This window comes from Paenibacillus sp. 10L310 (assembly GCF_056395745.1).
This window is the reverse complement of sequence record NZ_JBFTKC010000011.1, coordinates 167501-193140: the sequence shown is the minus strand read 5'-3', so window position 1 is coordinate 193140 and position 25640 is coordinate 167501. Positions and strand designations below refer to the sequence as shown.

The following is a 25640-nucleotide window of genomic DNA, read 5'->3' as shown; positions in this document are numbered from 1 at the left end:
TGTCCTGACACCCAGCACCAATCTTGTATTAACTCAGCCTGTATACGGCTGGTATGGAAAGGATGCATGTAGACATGCAGCGAAAAATCAATCTTCTCCTGGTCCTGTTCAGCCTGATTGGCGGGGCAGTGGGCTTTGCGGCAGGAGAAATCATGCTGCGTCAATGGCTTGGGGAGATGCCACGTCTGTTGCTGATGGGATTATACTTTGGCGTACTGGCGCTGAGCGTTGGATTGTTCTGTTTGATCGCAGAGATGATCTCACCCAAGCTGAATGGCGCTTCATGGAAGCTCCGGTATCTGGGACTGTCGTGGAAATTGCTTGTTCCGGCAACACTGGCTCTGTTATTTGTTGTTGGACTCGCCCTGCAATTGTTGTATCAGATCAATCCGGGCGGTGTGAAGCAAGTGAAGGACATCGTACTGATGATCGATAACTCGGGCAGCATGAGCGAGACAGATCCGGATAACGGACGTTTTGAAGCCGCCAAGACACTAATCAGCCAAATGGAGAGTGACAAACAGGTAGCTGTCATTACGTTTGATGACCAACCGCAGTTGTTACAGCCGTTTATTGCGCTGGATAGTGAAGCGGCCAAGAATGAGGTTTATAGCAAAATCGATGGCATTGTCACGACTTCGGGCGGCACCAATTTTGATGCCGTGCTGCGGGAAGGCATGGAGCAGATTCAGGGCAAACAGGACCCGAAACGCGGTACCGTCGTCATCTTGTTATCCGATGGCTTCAGTGAAGCGGACACGACCGATATTTTGTCCCAATATAACAACGAACAGATCTCTATTAATACAGTCGGCCTAAGCCTGGTGGACCCATCAGGTACGGATCTGCTGCGTAATATTGCTCAGCAAACGGGCGGCATGTACTATGATGTACCAGATTCCGGTGGTCTGAATCTGGCATTCCAGCAGATCTACGATACGATAGATGAACGGACGCTGGTAACGGAGCGTACAGGCATGATGGAGCACAGCGTTTATCTGGCGATTTTCCGTGTAGCAGCAGTGCTACTGATTGGCGTGGCGCTGGGTGTGTCACTCGGACTCGTGTTTGATAACCGTCATCTCGCCCTCAGCTTTGGTATTGGTGGTGCGGTGTCGGGTCTACTGGCAGGGCTTCTGCTGGAGTGGGGACTCGACGGTTCGAACGTGGGGGATACATTCGTACGTCTTGGTGCGATGCTCATTTTGTCTGGCGTATTGACCCTCTTCTCCTGGATTGTTCCGATTAAGGAGAACACGCCGCGGAAGAGCAGGGGTCGTCGTGAAGCTGGCGGCGGAACTTCTTCTGCCGAAGGGTTTGGTCAGAGACCAAGAGATACACGCAGCAAAGGATTCTAACGTCGGGAGGTCAATGGAAATGCGGTTTACGGATGCAGACCCTTCGACACCCTTGATTCGAAAACTGACACTTGCGGTGGACGAAGGGCGTTGTACACTTCGCTGGCTCTGGCCGGAACGGGTAGAAGCTGTGTATGTGGAACGGCTGGAGCTGGATATGATGAGCGATGATCGTACCGGGGAAGAGCCTGCACAGGGCAAGCTGAAGCTGTACACGAGAGAGGAATATAAGGCGAGCAATGGTTACACAGATCGGATTACAGGTTTTGGTGCCATCAAGTACACCGTGTATGTGTGTCAGATGGAGGAAGAGGGACCTGTACTGATCCGTCAACGAGACGAGGACAACATGGTGATTGCAAGCGCAGGGAAGGCGGATATCCGCTTTTCCATTCGCTACAAGAGCGGTTTTTTTCAGAAACGAAAAAGTGTATTGATCACCGTCACAGCGGAAGTACCTGTTCCAAAGGAAGCCCTCTGTTATGTTCGCAAACAGGGCGGGGTTCCGCTGAATAAGGAAGATGGTACGGTGTATCCTTTTGTGAGTGATTTTGCTCCCGGAAGAAATGAGATGCCGCCCGTTGAAGTTGCCAAGGATGATTATGTGCGATTATTCTTCACGGATGGACCGAAATATGGAGCCGCCTATCGGCTTATATCAGACTAGATAGTTGGACTAGCGATTGGGAGGTTACTCTGTCATCGTAGTGCAAGTGTATATCACCTTAGTCTGACTGATCAGGGGAGGGGAGTGGCTATGAGCTTTTTTAGTCGGTTTTTGAAGAGACAACAGCCGGAGGAACGTCCGCTGTTTTATGATATTGTATGCCCTTATTGTTTCAGCAAGTTTTCACCGGAAGAGGTGGTGTTCCGCGCTGCCCATCACCGTGATGATGATGAGGACTACGCACTCGGGGAAGATGCGAAGTTGAATCGGTATCGCGAAAGGTTCGGACTCGACACGGTATTTGATATGGAGGCGGTATTGGCACCCCATGATGTACCGGAGGAACACCGTATTTATTCCGATAACATCGTGATGGGGCTGAACGATCGGTATGGTGTCGTTACGCGTCGCCGCTTGTGTCCGCAATGTCATAACGAGCTGCCTGTTACGGCGGGTAAAGCACCGAGCAATATCATTTCCATTATTGGTGCATCCCAGGTGGGGAAATCCGTCTACATGACTTCATTAATTCATACATTGCAGCATTATACGGCCGATCATTTTGACGCGGCTTGCATGCCATTGAATGCGGAGATCAGCCGCCGGTTCCGTGCGGATTATGAAGAACCTTTGTTCGAACGGGGCGACCTGCTGGATTCCACGCAGAAGGAAAAGTTGCAGGAGCCGTTTATCTTCCAGTTTGTGTTCAAGGACGAAGATAAAGCGCCGCTGACACTGGTGTTCTTTGACGTTGCGGGTGAAGGTATGGTGGAGCAGGACTATCTCGGACTTCATGGGCAACACATCAAGAACTCGGCAGGTATCCTGTTTATGGTGGACCCGCTTCAAATTCGTTCGATTCGGGACAAAATCCGCATTAACCTGGGCAACGAGCCGGGAGAGTGGACACCACGATACGATGAACCGCGAGATGTGGTGCTGACGATGTTTGGAGATTTTATCGCGTATCAGGACAAAGCCAAGACCAATATTCCAACAGCGGTTGTGCTCACCAAAAGCGACATGCTGCATTCCCTCAAGGATGAAGAGGGGGATTATATCAAATCCAACAGTAATGTCTTCCGCAACATGGTGCACCGCGATTGGTTCGACTTAACCGAGTTCGAGAATATCGACGGGGAGATCCGGCGTTTTATCGAGAAGGTGGATCGCCCATTCAAGGGCACGATGGATGTGTACTTCAAGGATACAGCCTATTTCGCAGTCTCTGCGCTGGGTAGCAATCCGGTGGATATGAAATTGCAGGGTGTGGTTAGTCCGATTCGCGTGGATGAACCCTTCTTATGGCTATTGTACAAGCTGAAGTACATTGAGGGGAGAGTGGGATGATGCGTTCTTCCGTAACCCCGCCCATTGAACAACAGTTGTATACCCGAGAGCGGCGCGGGGTGTTTCGCACAACAGAGGGGTTTGATACGGTTGCGGCATCGCCGGGACTGGACCCTTCTTTTATCAAAAAAGTGCTTCACCCCTACTGTGTCTATGATGCTCCAGCGGAGCTAACAGGCCGTAGCGAGAAGGACGAGACGAAGTTTCCGGCTGCCATTCACCTGCTTCATCTGGAGAGTGGGGAGACAATCCTTGGGCAAAATGTGTACCAGTCTGCGGATTTCACCGGGCTGCGCAGTGCCTTTTTTGCACATAATTACGTCTTGTCTCCCGAACGCTCGGAAGAGCAGATGAAACAAGGCGGCTGGCTGGATGCCGTGTTCGCCACGTCATATGACATCGAACAAGGTACAGTTCTGCCGGCGCTTGCTGAATTGCCTATATCACCTAGGAGCGGACAGGGTGGGGCGACCGATGCTGGCGTAGGATTACCCACCCAAGTGCTGAGCACCTTGAAGATGAACGAAGTGCTGTTCAAGCGCCTGCTCTATGCGGTAATGCAGTCTGTAGCGACACGCAGAAAAGTATACATTGCTCTGGACCTTCCCGCAGAGGAAGTGACCGCAGGGGCCAAAGGATTGTTACGTTTGCTGTACACGGCTTTACCATACGCATTCCGGCGGCAGCTGGGATTCATGACGTTTGCCAAGGAGCCACAGGCCAAGAAGGGCATCCACGTCCAGTTTGTTGAGCGAGGGACGTTACGTCCAAAAGACCGGAATACGGAGAAGGATTTCACCTTTGATCTCGTATCAGGCAGAGTGACACATGCGGATGCATCTGTGGCGAAGTTACCTTATGCAGAATTCGCTTGGGCCTTATTGCAGGAACCTGCGGCGGCGGATGCGTTCTATACGTTTGCGGATGAAATGTTGTCCGGCATGGAACCTGGGCGGGAACTTTCCATTGAAGCCTATGGCGAACTTGCGGTGTTCTATGGTCTTGAACAAGGCATGGAAGACCTGTATCTGGATAACAAAAGTCATGTCCTGAGTGGCTTGCTGACCTATTTGAAGCCGGATGGTGGATTACAGCAACGTTCCCGTCTGAACGAGCTGTTCCTGACCTTGCTCAGCAGGGAACTGGACAGCGTGAAGCGTGAGAACGTACCCGAAGAAGACGTCGCAACTCGCATTGGCGAATATTTCAGTGTTGCCGCGCCCGTGGTGCAATCCCGGATAGTGGACTATTTTATCTACGGTGTGAATAATGCCCGCGCCCAGAAGCGTATGCGTGCTGTGCAGGAATTGTATGCTGTGCTGGATCGGGATCCGCAGCTGAATCGGGCTTTCTTTGATAAAGTGCTGGCCAATGAATCGCTCACTAAGCTGTTGTTCGAGCCTTATCTGGACAATCAGCTGAAACGCACGGAATCGGCAGCGAACGTTGTGGAAGTGATCCGAAGATGGGTTACGTCCCATCCATCTGCGATCCACTACAGCTTCTTGCAGGAGCGGACAGCCAATGAGCTGCGTGAACGGTTATGTTCTGCGCCTAATCCGGTACAGTCTGCGAATGAAGCCCTCCAGCGTGTTAACATACTGGATCGGGTATCCGCTGATGTCACCTATGATACAGGCATTACGGCACGAATTGGTCAATCTGAAGCTACATCCCGCCCTAATCGCAAAGGGGGATCTCCGTCTGCCAGTCAAGATCCGGCATATCAGGAGGAGTTAACCCGCCTTGCAGACAAGCTGGCTTATGTCATTAACCTGTTTATGATTCAGGATCTGGATCTGGAACGGGTTAACCGTGAACAGCTATTAAGCATTGATATTTTACAGCATGGCAATGAGGTTCGGGATTGGGCGGCACGTCAGGGCTCTGATGTATCTGCTCGAACGAACATGATGCTGGCTGCGAGAGTGTGGCTTAGTGGCGAGGGGAATGAAGAAGAGGCATTGGAGGCACTTTCCCTGGCAGAACGCAATGAACTTCAACGCTGGACGCGTCGCTGGCTTGCCGGAGAGCTGCAGGCTCATCCGGGGATAGCGGCTTATGAAGCTTTGCCGATGGCTTTTTATCGGGGAGGAAGCGGTAGTAACCGACTGGATTATCCTGGCCTGATTGAATTCATCCGCACCAATGCAAGTCGTGCTGAAGGGCTGTATCCATTCTTCGAATGGTCAGGAGATCATCGAATGTTTGTCCGGGGTTCCAATGTGCATAAAGGATATGCGGATGCCATCGTGGCGTATTTCAAAGCCCATGACCGTGAAGCATTCAAGTCGAAGTCAGCTTTCAAACCGTATTACGTGAGAGCCAGCAAGACAATGAAGCCGGTCTATGACCTTGCGAAGACGGAATTGTCCTCTCCACTGGTGCGGATGCTAACGGGTAAAAGGAAAAACCTGTTCGGATTAATCCTCTTGATCCTGGTTCTGGGTATTGCTGGCGGTACATATGCATGGATGAAAGATTCTGTAGAGCCGCCAGCGGCATCCCCTCCATCTACCCAGGAGCCTGTCATACCGGCTGAACCTGAGGTGCAGCTCGCGGAGCAGATTGCTTATATGATTCCTGCGAGTGAACAGGAGGGTACGCAATCACCTGCCCAACTGGTGATCCGTTTCAGGAATGATACGGGAAGCACTGAGTTTGAGCAAGGCCCGCTGCAATTGACGATGAAAGATGGCAACACGCAGGAGTTGGATGCTACAGGTAAGTGGGAGAGCTTTAATCGGAATGAGGAGCCAGATAACCAAGTTCCTTCCGATGGTGGTTCAGGAAGTACTTCCGAAGGAAGCACGGATGGTTCTTCAGCGGGAAACATAGAGCAGACGGAGGATGGCGATCAGCAGGCCGATCCTTCAACATCGGGTGATTCCACTTCAGATCCTGCTACCGATACAACAACGGATACAGGGACGAATGCATCGTCTAATGCTGCGAGTGGAGACACGGATCAAGGGACCGATTCAGATCAGGCTACAGGATCGACATCGCCTGACACATCTGTATCCAATGAACAGGATGCGAACACTCCTGCACAGATGTCTATTGGAGAGGTAGATCGTCTCTATCCGTATGGATTGCAGATCGATCTTCCAGCGAATATGGATGCCGAGAGTATTGCCAGTGTGAAGAGTACGCAGGGCAGTATGACTGTAATCCAATTGATGCCTCAGCCGAAGCTGTAAGTTATTTTATATGAGCATGTTGCATAGATTCATTAAGTGTCTTTTGATCCAATAGAAAAATGCTGACTTCATACCTTATTAAACGAGCGTATGTGAGATGACCTTGAACTTTAGATTTCAAGGTCATCTTTTTTTATTTGATATGGCGGATATAGCAAACACATTAAAAAAACTCGCACATTCACAATTCAGACACAAAATTTGCGATTCAAGAGTTTGAAAGACAGTCAGAAGTGATAAAGTGCGCGGAATGAATGAGAAAAGATCTCATGTGTACTTGAGAAAAGAGCGGAATTTCTGCTACAGAAAGAGCAAATAAAGTACGAAAAGAGAAGAAAATTTGGTTTTTTATGTTGACAAATGATAATGATTATCAGTATCTTTAGTGTAGAAGATATTTGCGTCGGAAATCACAGAATTACAATTTCGTTTTTGTTGTCATAGCCGGATTACATAACCGGGATAAATGAGAGAGGGATGATCGCATGTTTCGTCTGGAGACGACCAAGCTGGATATCGCTTATGAGGAAAGACTAATTGTAGAGGATCTGAATATTCAGATTCCCCAAGGAAAAATTACAGCACTTGTTGGAGCCAATGGTTCAGGGAAGTCAACCATCCTGAAAACGATGGCACGCATTATGGCTCCAAAAGCAGGTAATGTATTGCTCGACGGGAAGTCCATCCATAAACAGTCCACGCGTGAAGTTGCCAAGCAACTTGCGATTTTGCCACAGAATCCAACAGCCCCTGAAGGTCTTACCGTTACTGAATTGGTATCGTATGGTCGCTTTCCTTATCAAAAAGGATTTGGCTCCATGCGTGCGGAAGACAAACGTATGATTGAATGGGCTATCGAAGTGACAGCCATGACTGAATTCCATGATCGTCCGATTGATCAACTGTCCGGTGGACAGCGTCAACGTGCCTGGATTGCCATGGCACTTGCCCAAGAAACAGATATCCTTTTCCTGGACGAGCCGACTACATTCCTGGATATGGCTCACCAGCTCGAAGTATTGCAATTACTGGAGCAACTGAATGCCACAGCCAACCGTACCATTGTTATGGTTGTGCATGATTTGAATCATGCTTCCCGCTACGCACATCACATGATTGGTATCAAAAAAGGTAAAGCCATCGCTCATGGTTCACCTGTGGAAGTTATGAACTCAGATGTACTTCGTGAAGTATTCAACATTGAAGCAGATATCGTGATTGATCCGCGTTCCGGTGTACCGCTCTGCTTGCCTTACGCTCTTGCAGGCGAACGCCAGCAATCGAAGACGCCAGAGCAGCTGGTCATGAACAGTGCGATGGTTCATGCTGGAGGACGGGCAGAACCACGTGTTCAAGCGACAGGAAGTTAACGAAATGGGCCATATGTGGGTCCTTACATTATAGAATGAAGCCGCTGTGCGCTATCGCACGCGGCTCTTTTGCATTCATGGGGGATTTGCAATGCATGGGAGCAAAGGGGACGGGTAGACCCTGGATTTGGTAATCGCATCGGATCAGGTCTATAATAATAAGACAGGCTGTAAGTTCATTGGTTATGCCAACATGCTCGCAACAGCCCAAACCAACATATGTCATGGGAGGAATCAGTCATGTCCGTATATTCATATCAGGCGGTAACCACCGCGAACCAAGAAGTCTCACTGGATCTGTATCAAGGTAAGGTATTGGTCATTGCCAATACAGCCAGCAAGTGTGGGCTGACCCCGCAATACGGTGAATTGCAAAAGCTTTATGATCGTTATCGTGATCAAGGCTTGGTTGTACTGGGTTTCCCTTGTAACCAGTTTGGAGGGCAGGAGCCAGGTACAAGTGAGGAAGCAGAATCATTTTGCCAGATTAACTATGGTGTGAATTTCCCGGTGTTTTCCAAGGTAGATGTGAATGGTGAGGACACTCATCCCCTGTTCCAATACCTGAAGGAGCAACAACCTGGCGTAGGTGAAACAAGCGACATTCAATGGAACTTCACCAAGTTCCTTGTTAACCGCGAAGGTGAAGTGGTAGGTCGTGTTGAACCGAAAGAATCTCCGGAGACAATGATTGCAGATATCGAGAAATTGCTCGGTTAATACATGAACGTTTGAGAAGCCTGTCCTTGCATAAGCAAGGATAGGCTTCTTTGATTATTTTATATACGCGGATTTATTCTCTTCACAGGTAGGAGTTGGACCCATGAAATCAACCCTGTAATGAAAATTAAAGCCATTTATTTTTTGTAAAAGTCAAACAAGAATGCAGGAGACACCTCTAACTTTATACGTCCACACTGTGATCATACAGGGATCACGGAAGCCATTACATAGCATAAACCCGCCCAAATCCGGGGACAATGAAATCAATACAATGAAGGGAAGAAAGGCTTAAATACAGGGAAATGACCTCCTTCGACAAACTTTTTTTGCTCAACCTATTGCAATGTGAAAAATATCACATTATAATGAGTGTATAAAGTGAAATAAATCACATATACAGTTTCGAACAAGAAGTGAAATGTTTCACAACCATAACAACCTTATATTCAAACTCATTTATATATTTCGAGGAGGAACTTTTAATGAAAATCGCAGTTATCGGATGTACACACGCAGGAACCGCAGCCATCGTAAATACCGCCAAATTGTACCCGGATGCTACCATCACGGTGTATGAGCGCAATGACAATATCTCCTTCCTATCTTGTGGCATTGCGCTCTACGTAGGTGGGGTTGTGAAAGACCCTGACGGTTTGTTCTATTCTTCGCCTAATCAACTGGCAGAGCTTGGTGTTGAAACCAAGATGCTTCATGAAGTAACAGCAGTAGATGCCAAGGGCCATACTCTTCAGGCTAAAAATCTGCAAACCGGGGAAGAATTTGAAGATACGTTTGACAAACTGATCGTGACAACGGGGTCATGGCCTGTCGTTCCGAAGCTTGAAGGCATCGAGATGGACAACATTTTACTTTGCAAAAACTACAATCATTCCAACACGATTATTGAAAAAGCCAAAGATGCCAAACGTGTTACCGTTGTAGGTGCAGGATATATCGGCGTAGAACTGGTTGAGGCTTTCCAGATGAACGGCAAGGAAGTTACCCTGATCGACAGTGTGGACCGTATTTTGAACAAATACTTGGACCCTGAATTCACGGATGCGATTGAAGATACGTTGACTGGACGCGGCATCAAGCTGGCTCTTGGTCAAACGGTACAGAAGTTTACTGGTGAAGATGGCAAAGTAACTAAGGTGATCACGTCCAAAGGAGAGTTCGAAACCGATCTGGTTATTCTGTGCATTGGTTTCCGTCCAAATACAGAGCTGCTCAAAGGCCAAGTGGATATGCTGCCAAACGGCGCAATCATCGTGGATAAATATATGCAAACGAGTCAAAAGGACGTCTTCGCTGCGGGTGACAGCTGTGCTATTCATTACAACCCAACAGGCAAAGCAGCGTACATTCCATTGGCGACTAACGCCGTGCGGATGGGTACACTCGTAGCCCGTAACCTGGTTCGTCCTACGACACCGTATATGGGTACACAAGGAACATCGGGTATCAAAATTTATGAGCAAAATATCGCGGGTACCGGGATGACGGAAACGTCTGCTGCTGACGAAGGTTTGATTGTTGAATCTGTCGTACTGGAAGACAGCTACCGTCCGGAGTTCATGCCAACGGCTGAGAAACTGTTGCTCAAAGTAGTATATGAGCAGGCTACTCGTCGGATCGTTGGAGCACAGGTGATGTCTCAGGTTGATCTGACTCAATCGATTAATACGATCTCGGTTTGCATCCAAAATAACATGACCGTAGATGAGCTGGCCTTCATCGACTTTTTCTTCCAGCCGCATTACAACAAACCATGGAACTTCCTGAACACGGCTGGTCTGCAAGCACTGCCTCCAATAGAAGTAAAAGCACCAGCAATGGTGTAAGGAAGCAGAATAGATGGTTGAACAGCGATCTTGATAAACGCCATACAAAGATAAGTCATGCTTGTCCGTAAATAAGAGCTGTGCGATAACTGCCAAGATTACGAAACAAGGCGGACGATTATAAAGGAAAGAGAAGACTGGCGAGTATATCGTCAGTCTTCTTTTTTGTTGTTTTAGCTACAAAAGGCCTTACTACACTCTTGCTGTCATAACTATTCCAAGACACTCTTAAAGTATCTTTTTAAGTAACATTGTGATAATTTGCACAAAGTTATGTTTAGGACCGAGATACAATTAGGATGTGGTATTCAACGCATAACTAATGAATTTCAGATGGTTTTATCCAATGATGAACAATGAAGGAGAGGATGAATGATATGGCAGCAAAAACACCTCTTGAGGTTGCACAATATACGGCGCAAACAGGCAAGAAGAAGGCTCAATATCCGGTGTCTTCTGTACTGGTGCTTAGTTTTCTGGCAGGGGCTTTTATTGCGCTGGGTTTTCTATTGGATATTCGGGTAATTGCTTCTGCACCAGCAGAGTGGGGGAGTCTGGTCAATCTGATTGGAGCAGCAGTGTTCCCGGTTGGATTAATCTTGGTACTCATAGGTGGTGGCGAGCTGCTGACGGGCAACATGATGGCAGTTCCACTTGCAACGATTGCACGAAAATTATCTGTGGGTAGTATGTTGAAAAATCTAACCTTAGTGACGATTGGTAATTTTGTTGGAGCTTTGTTTGTCGCGTACGCGTTTGGACATGTGCTGGGTCTGACCGGAGAAGGTGTATATCTGGCGAAAGTGGTGGATATGGCTGGGCATAAGCTGCATGACGGCTTCCTGCAAGCTTTCATCTCTGGCATCGGCTGTAACTGGCTGGTGGCACTGGCCGTGTGGCTATCTTATGCATCCGATACGATGAGTGGCAAAGTACTGGGCATTTGGTTTCCAACGATGGCATTTGTGGCGATTGGATTCCAGCACGTTGTGGCCAATATGTTCCTCATCCCGGCGGCAATCTTTGAAGGACATTATTCGTGGGGTCAATATGTGATGAATTTCATTCCGGTATGGCTCGGGAATCTGACTGGTGGTGCTCTGTTTGTAGCTGCAGCCTATTGGGTAGTGTACCTGCGCCAAGCCGAGCCAAAAGTGAAACCAGAGATGGCGACGTCGATCGAACCTATGGAGACGGAGGCTAGAGTAATGTTGAGCAAACAAGCATAGAGGGCACAGCGAGGTATGGATACACGTATATTAGAAGTGAAGACGATTCTGATCTCGCTCGGTTCATGGCGAATATGCTGTGATGGAGCAGGGTGGGATCGTTTTTTTGTATGGGGTTCTTGTTGGAGTTTAACGCAAAATAAATTCGCCATGACAAGGTTCGGGGGAACGAAACCTGTTCATGGCGAATTTCGGGAGTGGTCCATGATATGGCATGAGGAGGAAGTGGGGAAACACTAGCCTAATGCCTTATTTTTAATTTACCCCTGAATTCTGAAGTTGAATCAAACTCAAAAACATTTTTTTGAAAATAATTTAAAGCCGCTATAGCGGCGAATATGAAGCAAAAACATACTGTTCTCTTTACGCGATAACCTCGAAGAAGATATGATATAGGGATAGCTTTTATAGAGGGGAGCCTTACGATGATCGATCAGGAGAATGGTATATTTGCGGCGGTGTGCCCGCTCGACTGTCCGGACACTTGTGGTCTGTTATTACATAAAGAGAACGGCAAAATTGTGAAGGTGGCAGGCAATCCGGATCATCCCATAACCAAGGGTGCCATCTGTAATAAAGTCAGGAATATGACTGAGCGGGTGTATCACCCCGAGCGTCTACAATATCCGATGAAACGTGTAGGAGCCAAAGGTGAAGGCAAGTTCGAACGAATTAGTTGGGATGAAGCGATTCGCGAGATTACGACCAAATTCACTGCATTGTCCGAAACCTACGGCCCGGAGAGCATCCTGCCCTACAGCTTTTACGGTAACATGGGCATTCTCGGCGTAGACGGCATGGACCGACGTTTCTTCAATGCGCTTGGTGCGAGTGTACTGGAGCAGACGATCTGTAACTCTGCTGGAAATACGGGCTGGAAATATACGATGGGTGCCAATCGGGGAACGGTGCCGGAAGATACGGAGCATGCGGATCTCATCCTGGTGTGGGGTGGCAATATCGTCAGTACCAATATGCATCAGGTCGTTTTGGCGGAGAAAGCCCGTAAAAAAGGCGCCAAGATCGTCGTCATCGACGTTCATCGCAATCGTACCGCACAGTGGGGCGACTGGTTTATTCCGCTGTATCCGGGCACGGACAGTGCACTGGCGCTAGGATTAATGCATGTGCTGTTCGAACGGGGACTAACGGATGAAGCGTTTATGCAAAAGTATACGATAGGTCATGAGGCACTACGTGATCATGTCCGCAGTTACACCCCTGAACGTGTTGCACGCATTACGGGCGTGCCGGAGGAAACCATTGTGGAGCTGGCCGAACTATACGGCAACGCACAGGCAGCCCATATTCACATCGGCAATGGCCTCCAGCACCATGATAATGGGGGGATGAACGTGCGTAGCGTTGCATGTCTGCCTGCTATTACAGGGCAATGGCTGAAGCAAGGCGGCGGTGCCGTTCGCACTAACAGCTACGCGAGCACAAATAGCGACGCGCTCGAACGTCCGGAGCTCCGGCAGAATCCCGAGCCGCGAGTGGTGAACATGAACCGGATTGGTGAAGCGTTGCTGGAAGCAGAGCAGCCAATCCGAGCGATGATGGTTTACTGCAGCAATCCACTGGTGGTGGCACCGGATACCGAGCGGGTGGAGCGAGGTTTTGCACGGGAGGATCTGTTCACGGTTGTGCATGATCTGTTCATGACGGATACGGCGAAGTATGCAGATATCGTATTGCCAGCCACATCTTCATTTGAAGCGACGGACCTGTACACCTCTTATTGGCATCAGTACGTTCATCTGCAAGAGCCGGTGATTGCACCGATTGGGGAGAGCAAGAGCAATGTGGAACTGTTCTCACTGCTTGGGCAGGCTATGGGGTACGATCCTGCAATCTTCGGAGAAACACCGGAACAGATGATTGAGGACGCACTTCAGGGCACAGGCAACCCCTACATGAATGGGGTCACGTTGGAAGGACTGAAGGAACATCGATTCGTGAAGCTGGATATGACGCCATATGCTGCATATCTGGATCAGCTGCCCACACCTTCAGGCAAAATTGAATTGTATTCCGAGACGATGGAACAGAGAGGGCTTCCGCCGCTCCCTACCTATAGTGCTCTGGTTGAAGGATATGATGGGGAGCATCCGGCTGGACCTGCCGATACGTATCCATTGATGTTCCTGTCGCCGCCAAACCATAATTTCCTGAACTCCACCTTTGGTAATTCAGCCAAACATCAGCGTTTGGAAAAGATGCCTTTATTGCAGATACACCCCGAGGACGCCATCCGTAGAAACCTAGAGGATGGAGATGCAGTAGTCGTATGGAATGATCGTGGGCGCATTGAACTTACCGCCAAGGTGAGTGAAGCCATGCTGCCGGGAACAGTGATTAGCCAAGGCTTATGGTGGGATGGTGACGGCAAGAAGCAGCGAGCGAATTCACTGACGTCCAATCGGTTGTCGGACATGGGGAACGGGGCGACCTTCTTCTCAGCCACTGTTGAAGTGAAGCGTCAATGAGTGTGCTTGCAGCATGATTTTTTTGAGGTAAGATGAACAAAGGCTAGAATTTGAGCAGGATTATAGTGCAATTGATGTAACACTTCATAAAACCTTCGCTCTGGCTGGTTATATTTATGCCGTCAGGGCAAAGGTCTATTTTTTATGGCCATTTGTATGTGCAGAGGTACTAAGGAGAATGAACTAGAGATGATGAGATGGCTGGATAACTATCCAAAAGAAGTGAGAATATTTTTATTAGCAAGTCTGGTTAACGCAACCGGCAGTGCATTGATGTGGCCGCTGACCACCATGTATGTGTTTGATGAACTTGGACGAACGATGGCCAACGCGGGTTTTGTGATCCTCATTCAGTCACTGGGTGGCATCTTTGGACAATTGCTTGGTGGTTCGTTGTACCATCGGGTGGGCGTGAAGAAGCTGATCATTGGTTCACTGGCGCTTAATGCGTTAGGTTTGTTTGCGTTGCCGTGGATTAGTGCGTATTGGGTCGTATTTATATGTGCCATGGGCTGGATTGGGCTGTTCAGTTCATTGTCGCTACCAGCGATTCAAGCCTTTATTGGCTTCCGGTTTGCGGAGCGACGCGGTGAATTATTCAATATTATCTATGTGGCGAACAATATCGGGGTGGCGATTGGTACGGCGCTGAGCGGTTTTCTGGCTGACTTTTCCTATCACCTCAGCTTTGTACTGAACGGGGTGACCTCAGCCGGATTTGCGATTTTCTTCTGGTATTATCTGTCGCGGGTTGAACCGGATCAGGGGGAAGTACATCTGACGAAACGGAAAACCGTCCCTGATGGGCCGGGCGTCTGGGCATTGCTGGGTAATACCCGACTATATCTGTTTATGAGCTTGGGCGTACTCTTCCTGTTATTCGGCAACTCCATCTGGAACACAGGTGTTTCCCCGTATATCATCTCTGAGGGTATGGAAAAAAGAATGTACGGTCTGCTCTGGACCCTGAACGGGGTGCTGATCTTTGTGGGCCAACCTTTTACCAGCTGGGTGAAACGGACCATGGCCCGTACCTCCACTGCCCAGATGACCGCGAGTGCGGTATTCTATGGCATGGCCTACATTGTGATGATTACCATGTACAGCTATCCGGGCATGGTGCTCGCAATGGTACTTGCCACGTTTGGAGAGATGTTGATCTCCCCTGCAACGCCTGCGTTTATCTCGGAGCATGCGGGCAGGGCGGCACCTTTTTACATCGGGATATCGGGTGGGATCGGTGCGGTTGGACGGGTTATCGGCCCCTATGCGATGGGGGTCATGTATGACAAACAGGGACTTATTCCGGTAGCGTGGCTGGCAACAGGCACAGCAGTTATTGCGGTACTTGGTTTTGTGTTGCATGCGGTGTTGAACCGTAATCGTGAAGTGAAGGAGTATGGAATGGACGCCTAACAGATCTCATCGGGTTGGATAGGATGCGGAAGGAAGAACGAGTTGAAGTGGACGGTAAATCCACTGTAATCTGTCTGCTCATTCGTAAATTATAGTTGACAAAAAAATATATTTATGCTATAATTTACATATATAAATATTCCGTATATAATAAGATTCTCCTGGCCAGGGGAATCTTATTTTTGTTTGTACGGGAGGAATAAGTATGAAGCAAAATGAATCCAGTATCACATCATTGATTTCGACTTTTGGCCGAGCCTATCACAGCCAACATGACACACCCCTCATTTTCGATGATTTTATGGCGAAATTGCTGATCTCTCCTCAAGAGTTTTCAGATATCAGCAATAACATGGTTAGAGGCATTCATTTTTTCAACCCGGATATGGCTCACGAGCTCAAGGACGACCCGGAAAAGGTTCTAAAATGGATTACCCAGGTACAGTTATCTCCAATAACTCTGGCTCGGGCCGCTTACTGTGAGCATGTACTTTTGCATGAAGTCGCGTTGGGATTGAAGCAGGTAGTCATTCTTGGCGCCGGGATGGATACGTTTGCTTTGAGGCATCCGGAATTGGAGGACACGCTGGATATCATTGAAGTGGATTATCCGGCTACACAGCAATTCAAGAAAGAGCGGCTGAATCAGGCCGAGCTGACTATTCCGGACAATCTTCACTTTGTACCCATGGATTTTACGCGTGAGCTTTCGAATGACAGCTTGACTATTGAAGGTTTGAAGAAACGGAAGACGTTGGCTAGTCTCTTGGGTGTTTCGTATTATTTGCCCCAAAATGATCTGTTTAACGTGATTCGTCATGTGTTTGCGAACCTGCCAACCGGAAGCTCTATAGTTCTGGATTATGCAGATGAGCATCTTTTTGAGGAAAAAGGAATGTTTAATCGGGTTGAAAATATGGTTAAATTGGCTGCAATGGGTGGTGAGCCCATGCAATCCGGCTATGCATATGTGGAGATGGAGGCCTTGCTTGATGAAGCAGGGCTACTTATTTATGAGCATCTGACTCCCGAGGCGATTCAGGAACAGTTTTTCCAGGATCGAATCGATCATCTAAGGGCATTTGAAACGATACATTTCATTCACGCAGTAAAAAAATAAATCGATCCGGGCATGTAAGTCACCTATATAGCCCGCATTTGCATAGCAGCGGCAAACCTTCACCCTGTGGCAGGGTGAAGGTTGTTTGGTTTGATCAAAGGAACAGCACAAACCATGATTCTGTAGCCAATAACATCACACGTGATACAAATGTTCAACAATCAGACTTGTTAGGGTGCAATTCCATGTCATTCAATGTCCTCCCCTCTATTTGTGCATAATGCCCATATAATAGAATGGAACTGGTTAAAGGCAGGAGGATGCATACGATGTACAAGGTTTTGCTGGTTGATGATGAATTTATGATCTCGGACGGGATCTCCAGTGTGGTGAACTGGTCCAGATTAGGAACAGAACTGATCGGCATTGCTCAAGATGGATTGGAAGCGCTCGCTTCAATTGAGCGGCAACGCCCGGATATCATCATCTCGGACATCCGCATGCCGGGAATGGATGGGTTACAGCTGGTTGAAGCTGTGGCAGAGAAGTATCAGCATATCTCGTTTATCATGCTCACGGGTTTTACGGAGTTCGAATATGCGAAAACGGCCATGCAGTATGGGGTGAAGCACTATTTGCTTAAGCCCTGCAGCGAGGAGCATCTTGTACAGGCTATCAGTGAATTGGTCAGTGAGAAGCGAGAGTTAACCGATCAGGAGCGTTTTGTGCAGTCGATCCAATATAATCTGGAGCGAGTACTGCCACATGCCAAGGAATATTTTCTGAAAGAGCTAGTCACGAACAGAACATACGGGGTCAAGGAATGGAAGTATTTCGAGGAATTATTCGATGTACAGTTTCAGGATCAGCGTGTGCGGTTGCTGCTGGTAGAGATTGAGGGGGATCATGAGTATTTGCACTTGTTCGCGGTGAAGAACATTGCCGAAGATATTTTTCACAATCCAATATTAAGTGCCACGGTTGGAAGGCATGTGCTACTAATTATGGAGGACAAGTTGTCTGAAACGCAGTTGTTCCATAATATCGATGAGATTCGCGCCACATTTACCCGATATTATCATGATGATCTCACGATAGCACTAAGCGAGCCAGGAGACCTCTCGCAGGCACGCCATTTGTACATGCAGACGCTGGTTTATCTCAATTACCGCTTTTACCTCGGTGAGGGCAGTCTCATTATGGAACGGGATATTTACTCTCCCGGAGAACGCATTCTTCCTGAATTCGAATACGATCCGGAGCGGATGGTTACTGCAATCAAGGCGGGACACTGGCAGGAAGTTGGATCAGAGCTGAACCGGATGTTTCAGCTGCTTGCCAGCTTGCGATACGATATATCCCAAACGAAGTCCTATCTTATTCAGATGTTTATGGAGATGATTCGACTCAGTGGCACTGCCGAGATGAAAAGGTATATGGACCAGTTGCCAGGCATGATTGAATCCAGCACCCTGCATTCTTTTCAACAGTTTCTGCTTGCCGTTGCCAAAGAAATCACCTTGCGCCGCTATGATCAACATCGCTCCAGACAATCGCAGATGGTAGGCAGTGTGAAACAGTTGGTAGAGAAACGCTACAAGGACGAGACATTAACACTCCAGTCCATCGCTGGGGAAATATACATGAATCCAGACTACATCGGCAAAATGTTCAAAAAAGAAACTGGTGAGAAATTTACGAACTATGTGTTAAGCTACCGCCTCCGTAAAGCGTTGGAGCTTCTGGAGCAGGACGGGAACTGCACTGTATCCTCGCTTGCCGAACAGACAGGCTTTGGTGCCAACTGGCCGTATTTCAGCAAAATGTTCAAGAAATACACGGGTTTCTCCCCTTCCGAGTATAAAAAAGTACCCTAAGACAGCGTTGCTGCGCTTCTACATAGCTAATCTTTATATCCGATCTACATCTAATCTGTGATCGGGCCCTGTACGCCATTCATCGGCAGCAGGGTCTTTTTTTGTCGGACGGAACTCGGTTTTGAACATCCATTTATCGGAAATGAGCATGGGAAGAAAAGGCGCTCGCTTCTATCATTAGAAGTGTCATGTTAGTGAATGAACATCGAGAGTGGAGGTTGAGTGGATGGAGCTGAATCGAAGCCGGGGGATTGAACCTGGGCGTTTGAAGCCAGCTGGCAAATGGAGTTCGGTGAAAAAGGAACTTGTCCGCAACAGATACGTCTATCTGATGCTCGTTCCTGTGGTAGCCTACTATCTGATTTTCAGCTATGGGCCAATGTACGGGCTACTGATGGCATTTCAGGAATCCTACAACCCGATCAAAGGAATCTTGGCAGGCGAATGGGTCGGATTTGACAACTTCACCATGTTTTTTGAAAGTTATTATTTCTGGCGACTGATTAAGAACACACTGATTTTGAGTTTTTACAGTATTGTGTTTGGTTTCCCGGCTCCGATTCTACTAGCGCTGTTGCTGAATGAAGTCCGGAAGAAGTGGTTCAGAGGTGCAGTACAAACCATCAGTTATATGCCGCATTTTATTTCGGTTGTCGTCGTGGTTGGAATGTTGAAAACGTTCTCATCTCTGGACGGTGGGTTATTTAACGTCATTCGTGACTTTTTCGATCTGCAGCCAATTATGTTTTTGGCGGAAAAAGATATGTTCCGTCCGATGTACATCCTGTCCAACATATGGCAGGGCGCAGGCTGGGCCTCGATTATCTTTTTGGCAGCACTAAGTGGTATTGATCCTCAGTTGTATGAGGCTTCCAAAATTGACGGCGCAGGCCGCTGGAGACAGCTGTTACATATTACACTGCCGGGCATTATGCCCACGATTGTGATCATGTTAATTTTGCGTATGGGGGCGGTCATGAATGCGGATTTTCAGAAAATATTGCTGATGCAAACAGCACCGACCTATGAGACATCGGATGTCATATCCACCTTTGTTTATCGATCCGGTATTTTGGAGGGGAACTATACGTATTCAACCGCCATCGGACTATTTAACGGCGTCATTAATTTCGCGCTGCTCATTATCGCAAACGCGATCAGCAGAAAGCTTAACTCAACCAGTCTATGGTAATCGGAAGGTGAAGCGATGAAACAGTCTATAGGGGAACGACTTTTTGATGTATTTAATACACTGCTGCTCTTGGTGATCATGGTTTTATGCTTGTACCCGATGCTGTACGTGTTCAATTCTTCAATCAGCGACCCGGACCAGATGCTGCGTTCCCGTTCACTGATGCTCATTCCTGAAGGTTTTCAGCTGGGAGCGTACAAGTCGGTATTTCAGGATACTCGCATCTATACGGGATATATGAACACCTTGTTCTATGTTGTGGTGGGTACCGCCATTAATCTGCTCATGACTTCACTGGCTGCATATGGGCTGTCACGCGGTGATCTGATGGGCAGAAAAACGCTGATGAAATTAATTACGTTCACGATGTTCTTCGGTGGGGGTATGATTCCGACTTTTCTGCTGATTCAGAATCTGGGCATGGTGGATACCCGTTTTGCGCTTATTATTCCGGGTGCCATCAGCACGTTTTATTTCCTCATTATGAAAACAAACTTTGAGGGCATTCCGATCAGTCTGATCGAATCGGCGAAGCTTGATGGTGCCAATGACTTTCTGATTTTGTTCCGAATTGTACTGCCTTTGTCAAAACCGATCCTGGCGGTCATGATGCTGTATTATGCGGTTGACCATTGGAATGATTATGTCGGACCTATGCTCTACCTGCGCAGTCAGGAGTTATATCCAATACAGATTATTATGCGTGATATTCTGATCAGCAGCAGTACAGAGGCCATGGGCGCTGGCGCCGATACCGGCTTTGCCATTGGGGAGAACATCAAATATGCGACTATTATTATCTCCACACTGCCGATCATGCTGGTATATCCGTTCATCCAACGTTATTTTGTTCAGGGCGCTCTAATCGGTGCTGTGAAACAATAAAAAATGTATCCTATGGAGGCGAATTACGTGAAAAAAAGAATGGGGTCCATCCTGTTGTCATCGCTACTTACCATATCTTTACTGGCGGGCTGTACGGGTGATAATGAACCAGGTAACGCAGAGCCAGCAGAAGGAACAGAACCTGCGGTTCAGGCGTTGACCGAGATTCCGCTACCGATTACAAGTGAGCCATTTACCATTGACTATTGGCGCGCCAATGATGCCAAACTGACAGCTTCCTTGAACAATTTTGGCGATATGGCGGCTTATAAGGAAAAGGAGAAGCTGACAGGCATAAAAGTGAAGTTCACACATCCTCCGCTTGGACAACAGCGTGACCAGTTCAATCTGCTGATCTCCACGAAGGAGCTGCCGGATGTCATTTATTATAACTGGGCGGATGCCGTTGGCGGACCGGAAAAAATGATCAAGGACGGCCGGATCATCCGGTTGAATGAATTGATCGACAGTTATGCACCAAACTTAAAGCGGATTATTGAATCCGATCCGGATGTGAAAAAGCAGATTGCACTCGACGATGGAACGATCTATATGTTCCCGCTGCTGAAGCTGGATGCATTGAAGCTGAATGCCACTTCAGGTTTAATTATGCGCCAGGACTGGCTTGATAAATTAAATCTCAAAGTACCTACCAACATTGATGAGTGGTATACGGTGCTTAAGGCATTTAAGGAACAGGACCCTAACGGCAACGGCAAGCCAGATGAGCTACCATTCACCGGAAACTGGGGACCGGGTAACCTGACCAAGCTCCATGATTTTGCCGCGGCATTTGGCGTCATTGGTGGCTTCCAGATGAATGGAGACAAGGTGGAGTTTGGACCGATTCAGCCGGGCTACCGTGATTTCTTGGAGACCATGGCCAAGTGGTACAAAGAAGGGCTGATTGATCCCGAGATCATGACCAATGACGGTAAAGCTTTCGATTACAAGGTCACCAGCAATCTGGCAGGCGCATATCAGGGTGGTGTGTTCAGCGGCATGGGGAAATACTTCAATCTGATGAGAGATACGGATCCGAACTTTAACGTGACTGGTGTACCGTGGCCTGTATCTCCGGATGGAACTTCGTATGCAACATTTAATCTGGACGCTAAAGTGTTGACTTATGGTGAGGCTATTACAGCTTCCGCAGACGAAGACAAATTGAAATACATTGTACAGTGGATGGACTACAACTATAGCGAAGAGGGTAGTGATCTGTTCAACTTTGGTATCGAAAATGACAGCTATGTTCGTGACGGGGAAGGTGTCAAATTCACAGATACCATCATTGATAATCCGAACGGTCTGACGTATGATCAGGCACTGGCTTCCTATGCCTTATCCATTATGGACGGTCCGATCAATCAGGATAGCCGTTATCTGGATGCACTATTATTTGACGACGGACAGCGTGCGGCGAACGCGGAATGGATGAAAGCAAGCTCAGCATTAACGCTTCCTCCAATTCGTTTGTCAACAGATGAGGTGACCACAAGTACATCCATCATGAGTCAGGTGAATACGTATTTGAATGAAACGATGACTGCCATTATTAGCGGACAGAAGCCGATCACCGAATTTGACAAGATGGTCGAAACAATCAAGAGCATGGATATTGACCGGGCGATTGAGGTTCATCAGGCTGCGTATGATCGATATCAGTCTAAATAATACGTGAGAAATCGAGCGCTAAAACTTTGGGGAAACCTTCCTGTATGTGATATACCTAGTAGTATCACGTGGTTCAAAGGAGCGCTTTGGTCATGACAGCCTACCGCAAACTCAGCATCAAAATGAAAATGTTTCTGATGATTATGTTCATGATGGCGTTTGTCATCATCCTCGCGTTTGGGTCCTTGTATTATACGTACTCGGAGTATGACAAACAGCTGTTTGATAAGTCGTCCCGACTTCTGAACCTTTCTTCGTCTACAGTGGATGTTGAACTTCAGAAGTTGGAAGCGTTATCATTAAACATGATCTCCGATACGCAGATTCAAAGAGCCTTGAAGTCGTTGCTGGATGACGATAGCGCATATTCAAGCTTTATTGAACGAAAAAAGATCACGGATCGGCTATGGGAGCATATTAGTGGGGCTGCACGATATGTGCAGTCCGTTCATCTGATTGATTCCAGGGGAAGAGTCAATAAATATGGCGAGACACTAACCGTATCTCAGGAAAAATATGATCGGATGATTGCGGCTGCGGAGCAGGCCAATGGTGCAGTGCGCTGGTTATACCCGGATGACGATGACCCGATGCTGGTTATGGTGCGTCAAGTGCGAGCCTATGAACCGATGACCCTGGAACCGGTAGGCATACTGTTTCTGCGTATTAATATCGAGCGACTCGTCGAGGAGTATGCGGGCATCGATAGCCAGGACAGTGACATTATTTTAAAAGCAGGTAGTGATGTGGTGTATCCTTATCGCCAGCTTCCAGAAGCGGTGTCCGCCGGACTGAATCCACTTCCAGGCAGTGGGGGATATGAGATCAAGAATCTGGATGGGAGGGAGATATTTCTTTCCCAGAAGAAATCCGCATACACCGACTGGGTGTATTATAATATGGCCTCTTATGATGAAATTTTTGAACGCATTATATGGTTGAAAAATATACTGATCGTCGTTTATCTTATCGCCATTCTGGTTGTTCTCGCGCTTGGTATGGTGTTCGCACGAAGTCTGACAAGGCCGATCAGGCAGCTCATCAGTCAGATGAAGGAGGTTCAGTATGGGGATCTGGAGAATATAGACGCCAATCTGTCCATTCCAACGCACCAGCACATGGATGAACTGGGGTTACTACAGCGTACGTATCGACTGATGATTACACATATTAATACATTGATTAAAGAAAATTATGCAAGCCAGTTGGTCATTAAAGAAACGGAGTTCAAGGCGCTACAGGCGCAGATCAATCCCCACTTTCTGTATAATGCGCTGGATTCGATCCATTGGCTCGCCAAAAAGAACAGGCAGGAGCAAATCTCCAGTATGGTGCTATCACTCGGATATTTGCTGCGTTCCTCCATCAGCTTCAAACAAAATATCATTACCATTGCGGAAGAGCTGGAGATCGTCAATCATTACATCACCATTCAGACCTACCGTTTCCGGCAACGGCTGGATTTCCGTATGGATGTGCCCGCTCCTTATCTGGGGTGTGCCATTCCAAAGTTGACCCTACAGCCACTCCTGGAGAATGCCATTCAATACGGTTTGGAACCACAGGTTGGATCATGTCTGATTCGAGTGTATGCCGAGATATCAGGTGGCAAGCTGGCTCTTATCGTGGAGGATCACGGCCCCGGCATGGAACCCGAATATGTGGAACAGGTGCTACGCGGTGAAGTGAAGACCAGAGGCACAGGTATTGGTCTACTGAATATCAGGGAGCGGGTACGTCTGGCTTTTGGCGAAGAATATGATGTTCTGCTGGAAAGTAAGCCGGGGCTTGGAACGAGAGTAACAGTGCTGCTGCCACCCCCATCACCAGGTAAGGAGGAGAAGTTATGGGAAGATGGATGCGAATGATAGGCATGCTCTGCCTTATGCTGACTCTTCCTGGCTGCGTGAACCAGTTGGATCAAAGGCCAGGCATGATTGTGGAAGAAGAGCCGATAACGCTACGAATCGCTTGGTGGGGTGGAGAGTTCCGCAACAATGCAACGATTGCCGTTATCGACCTGTATGAGAAGTTGAATCCACATGTGAACATCGAATACGAATATAGCAGTTTCAATGAGTACTGGAGAAAACTTGCCCCACATGCAGCAGGCAATGCGTTGCCCGACATTATCCAGATGGACATCTCTTATCTGTCCCAGTACAGTTCGCTGCAACTATTGGAGGACATGACGCCGTACATGCAGAGCGGGCTGATTGACACGACAGATATTGAGAAGGAACAGCTGGAGAGTGGTAGCCTGAATGGAAAAACCTACGGTCTCAGCTTGGGGGTTAACGCCATGCTCAGCATCTATGATCCGGAAGTGTTAAAGGCCAATGACATTGAATTGCCAACGGATACGTGGACATGGGCGGATTTTGACCGGATGGGCGAACAATTGCTCGGGAAAGGCATCTATCTGGGAACCTATTTCACGCCGGAACAGTTTTTCGCGTATTACTTGAGACAGTATGGTTCCAAGCTATACGCCGAGGATGGCAAGAGATTGGGATATGAGGATGATGGGCTGTTTATTGAGTACTTTGGCAGGATGCAGAAGCTCGCGGAAAAGAAACTTATTTTTGCACCGGATATCTGGACATCAGACATTGGCCAGCCTGATAACGACCCGTTTTATCTGGGAGAGGCTTTGTTTAGCTGGGGGTATTCCAACCAATTTATCAGCACCGCTCAGCGTTATGGCAAACCCTTAACCATCTCCCCAATGCCTGGGCCAAACAGCCAGGATGGATTGTTCTTGAAGCCAGGCATGTTTTTCTCCATGGCGGGTAATTCCAGACATAAGGAGGAAGCTGCCAAGTTCATCAGCTTTTTTGTGAATGATTTGGATGCCAATCTGCTACTCAAAGGGGAGCGGGGTGTGCCCGTCTCATCCAGTGTCAAAGCGCGGATGAAGCTGGTGGTTGAACCGGAGCTGGCGCAGGTGTTTGATTATATCGATTGGGTTGCGGATAACAGCACTCAGATGGACCCGCCTGATCCCGTAGGTGCGCCAGAGGTCACTGCGGTATTACGTGAGTTGTATGATCTGCTGCTGTTTGGCAAAATTACGCCTGAGCAGGCGGCGAAGGATTTCCGTGAGCGGGCGAATGCCATTCTGGGTGGGAAGTTATAAGAATGGACTAGATCATATATGTATTTAATGGACTTGGGGCTGTTGTCGTTCACAAGCTCAACCTTCATTCTACTCGGGTGAGGGTTTTTGTTATGGAATGGTGTATATTTCCTCTAGTATAATGAAAATGGGTAGTTGTCCTATCTGTAGATTAGATAGAT

At 47.9% G+C, this 25640-nt stretch carries 18 protein-coding genes; all 18 read left to right on the top strand.

Annotated elements, in window-relative coordinates:
* Positions 1-74: 74 nt before the first annotated feature.
* The 18 genes from AC1DE7_RS21875 to AC1DE7_RS21790 all read left to right on the top strand — a co-directional run bounded on the left by AC1DE7_RS21875 (position 75) and on the right by AC1DE7_RS21790 (position 25479).
* A complete protein-coding gene (locus AC1DE7_RS21875; protein ID WP_017691845.1) occupies positions 75-1358 on the top strand; it encodes a vWA domain-containing protein in 1284 nt (427 codons plus the stop codon).
* A 19-nt stretch (positions 1359-1377) separates the two neighbouring features.
* The gene (locus AC1DE7_RS21870; protein WP_076209731.1) at positions 1378-2025 is read left to right on the top strand and encodes a beta-mannanase; all 648 of its coding nucleotides are present in this window, start codon (positions 1378-1380) and stop codon (positions 2023-2025) included.
* Positions 2026-2115: 90 nt separating this feature from the next.
* Positions 2116-3375, top strand: coding sequence for a TRAFAC clade GTPase domain-containing protein (locus tag AC1DE7_RS21865; protein WP_024632789.1), 1260 nt, complete (start codon positions 2116-2118; stop codon positions 3373-3375).
* Entirely contained in the window at positions 3372-6578 is a 3207-nt protein-coding gene (locus AC1DE7_RS21860; RefSeq protein WP_477535149.1) for a GAP1-N2 domain-containing protein, read from the top strand. Before AC1DE7_RS21865 ends, AC1DE7_RS21860 begins: the two co-directional genes overlap by 4 nt.
* Before the next feature lie 485 nt (positions 6579-7063).
* The gene (locus AC1DE7_RS21855) at positions 7064-7948 is read left to right on the top strand and encodes an ABC transporter ATP-binding protein (protein WP_036612750.1); all 885 of its coding nucleotides are present in this window, start codon (positions 7064-7066) and stop codon (positions 7946-7948) included.
* Between the two features lie 240 nt (positions 7949-8188).
* On the top strand, positions 8189-8668 hold the full coding sequence (locus AC1DE7_RS21850) for a glutathione peroxidase (RefSeq protein WP_282320034.1): 480 nt from the start codon (positions 8189-8191) through the stop codon (positions 8666-8668).
* Between the two features lie 485 nt (positions 8669-9153).
* Positions 9154-10515 (top strand): FAD-dependent oxidoreductase, encoded by a 1362-nt coding sequence (locus AC1DE7_RS21845; protein WP_339190936.1) that lies wholly within the window; start codon positions 9154-9156, stop codon positions 10513-10515.
* A gap of 377 nt (positions 10516-10892) precedes the next feature.
* Positions 10893-11744: a formate/nitrite transporter family protein gene (locus tag AC1DE7_RS21840; RefSeq protein ID WP_036667815.1), complete on the top strand. Its 852-nt coding sequence runs from the start codon at positions 10893-10895 to the stop codon at positions 11742-11744.
* 15 nt (positions 11745-11759) lie between these two features.
* The gene (locus AC1DE7_RS21835) at positions 11760-11984 is read left to right on the top strand and encodes a hypothetical protein (protein ID WP_036667814.1); all 225 of its coding nucleotides are present in this window, start codon (positions 11760-11762) and stop codon (positions 11982-11984) included.
* 185 nt (positions 11985-12169) lie between these two features.
* A complete protein-coding gene (locus tag AC1DE7_RS21830) occupies positions 12170-14233 on the top strand; it encodes a molybdopterin-containing oxidoreductase family protein (RefSeq protein WP_282320037.1) in 2064 nt (687 codons plus the stop codon).
* 192 nt (positions 14234-14425) lie between these two features.
* Complete coding sequence (locus AC1DE7_RS21825) at positions 14426-15649, top strand: MFS transporter (RefSeq protein WP_340390657.1); 1224 nt, start codon at positions 14426-14428, stop codon at positions 15647-15649.
* A gap of 205 nt (positions 15650-15854) precedes the next feature.
* A complete protein-coding gene (locus tag AC1DE7_RS21820) occupies positions 15855-16769 on the top strand; it encodes a class I SAM-dependent methyltransferase (RefSeq protein ID WP_127548932.1) in 915 nt (304 codons plus the stop codon).
* Positions 16770-17038: 269 nt separating this feature from the next.
* Positions 17039-18586: a response regulator gene (locus AC1DE7_RS21815; RefSeq protein ID WP_340031319.1), complete on the top strand. Its 1548-nt coding sequence runs from the start codon at positions 17039-17041 to the stop codon at positions 18584-18586.
* Between the two features lie 331 nt (positions 18587-18917).
* The gene (locus AC1DE7_RS21810) at positions 18918-19778 is read left to right on the top strand and encodes an ABC transporter permease (protein WP_235193717.1); all 861 of its coding nucleotides are present in this window, start codon (positions 18918-18920) and stop codon (positions 19776-19778) included.
* A gap of 15 nt (positions 19779-19793) precedes the next feature.
* Positions 19794-20663, top strand: coding sequence for a carbohydrate ABC transporter permease (locus AC1DE7_RS21805; protein ID WP_036667808.1), 870 nt, complete (start codon positions 19794-19796; stop codon positions 20661-20663).
* A gap of 27 nt (positions 20664-20690) precedes the next feature.
* A complete protein-coding gene (locus AC1DE7_RS21800; protein ID WP_477535148.1) occupies positions 20691-22340 on the top strand; it encodes a type 2 periplasmic-binding domain-containing protein in 1650 nt (549 codons plus the stop codon).
* Between the two features lie 92 nt (positions 22341-22432).
* Positions 22433-24208 carry a sensor histidine kinase gene (locus AC1DE7_RS21795; protein ID WP_477535147.1) on the top strand — a complete coding sequence of 592 codons (1776 nt, stop codon included), beginning with the start codon at positions 22433-22435 and terminating at the stop codon, positions 24206-24208.
* Positions 24187-25479 (top strand): ABC transporter substrate-binding protein, encoded by a 1293-nt coding sequence (locus tag AC1DE7_RS21790; RefSeq protein ID WP_315371731.1) that lies wholly within the window; start codon positions 24187-24189, stop codon positions 25477-25479. The genes AC1DE7_RS21795 and AC1DE7_RS21790 overlap by 22 nt, the downstream gene beginning before the upstream one ends.
* Positions 25480-25640 lie beyond the last annotated feature (161 nt).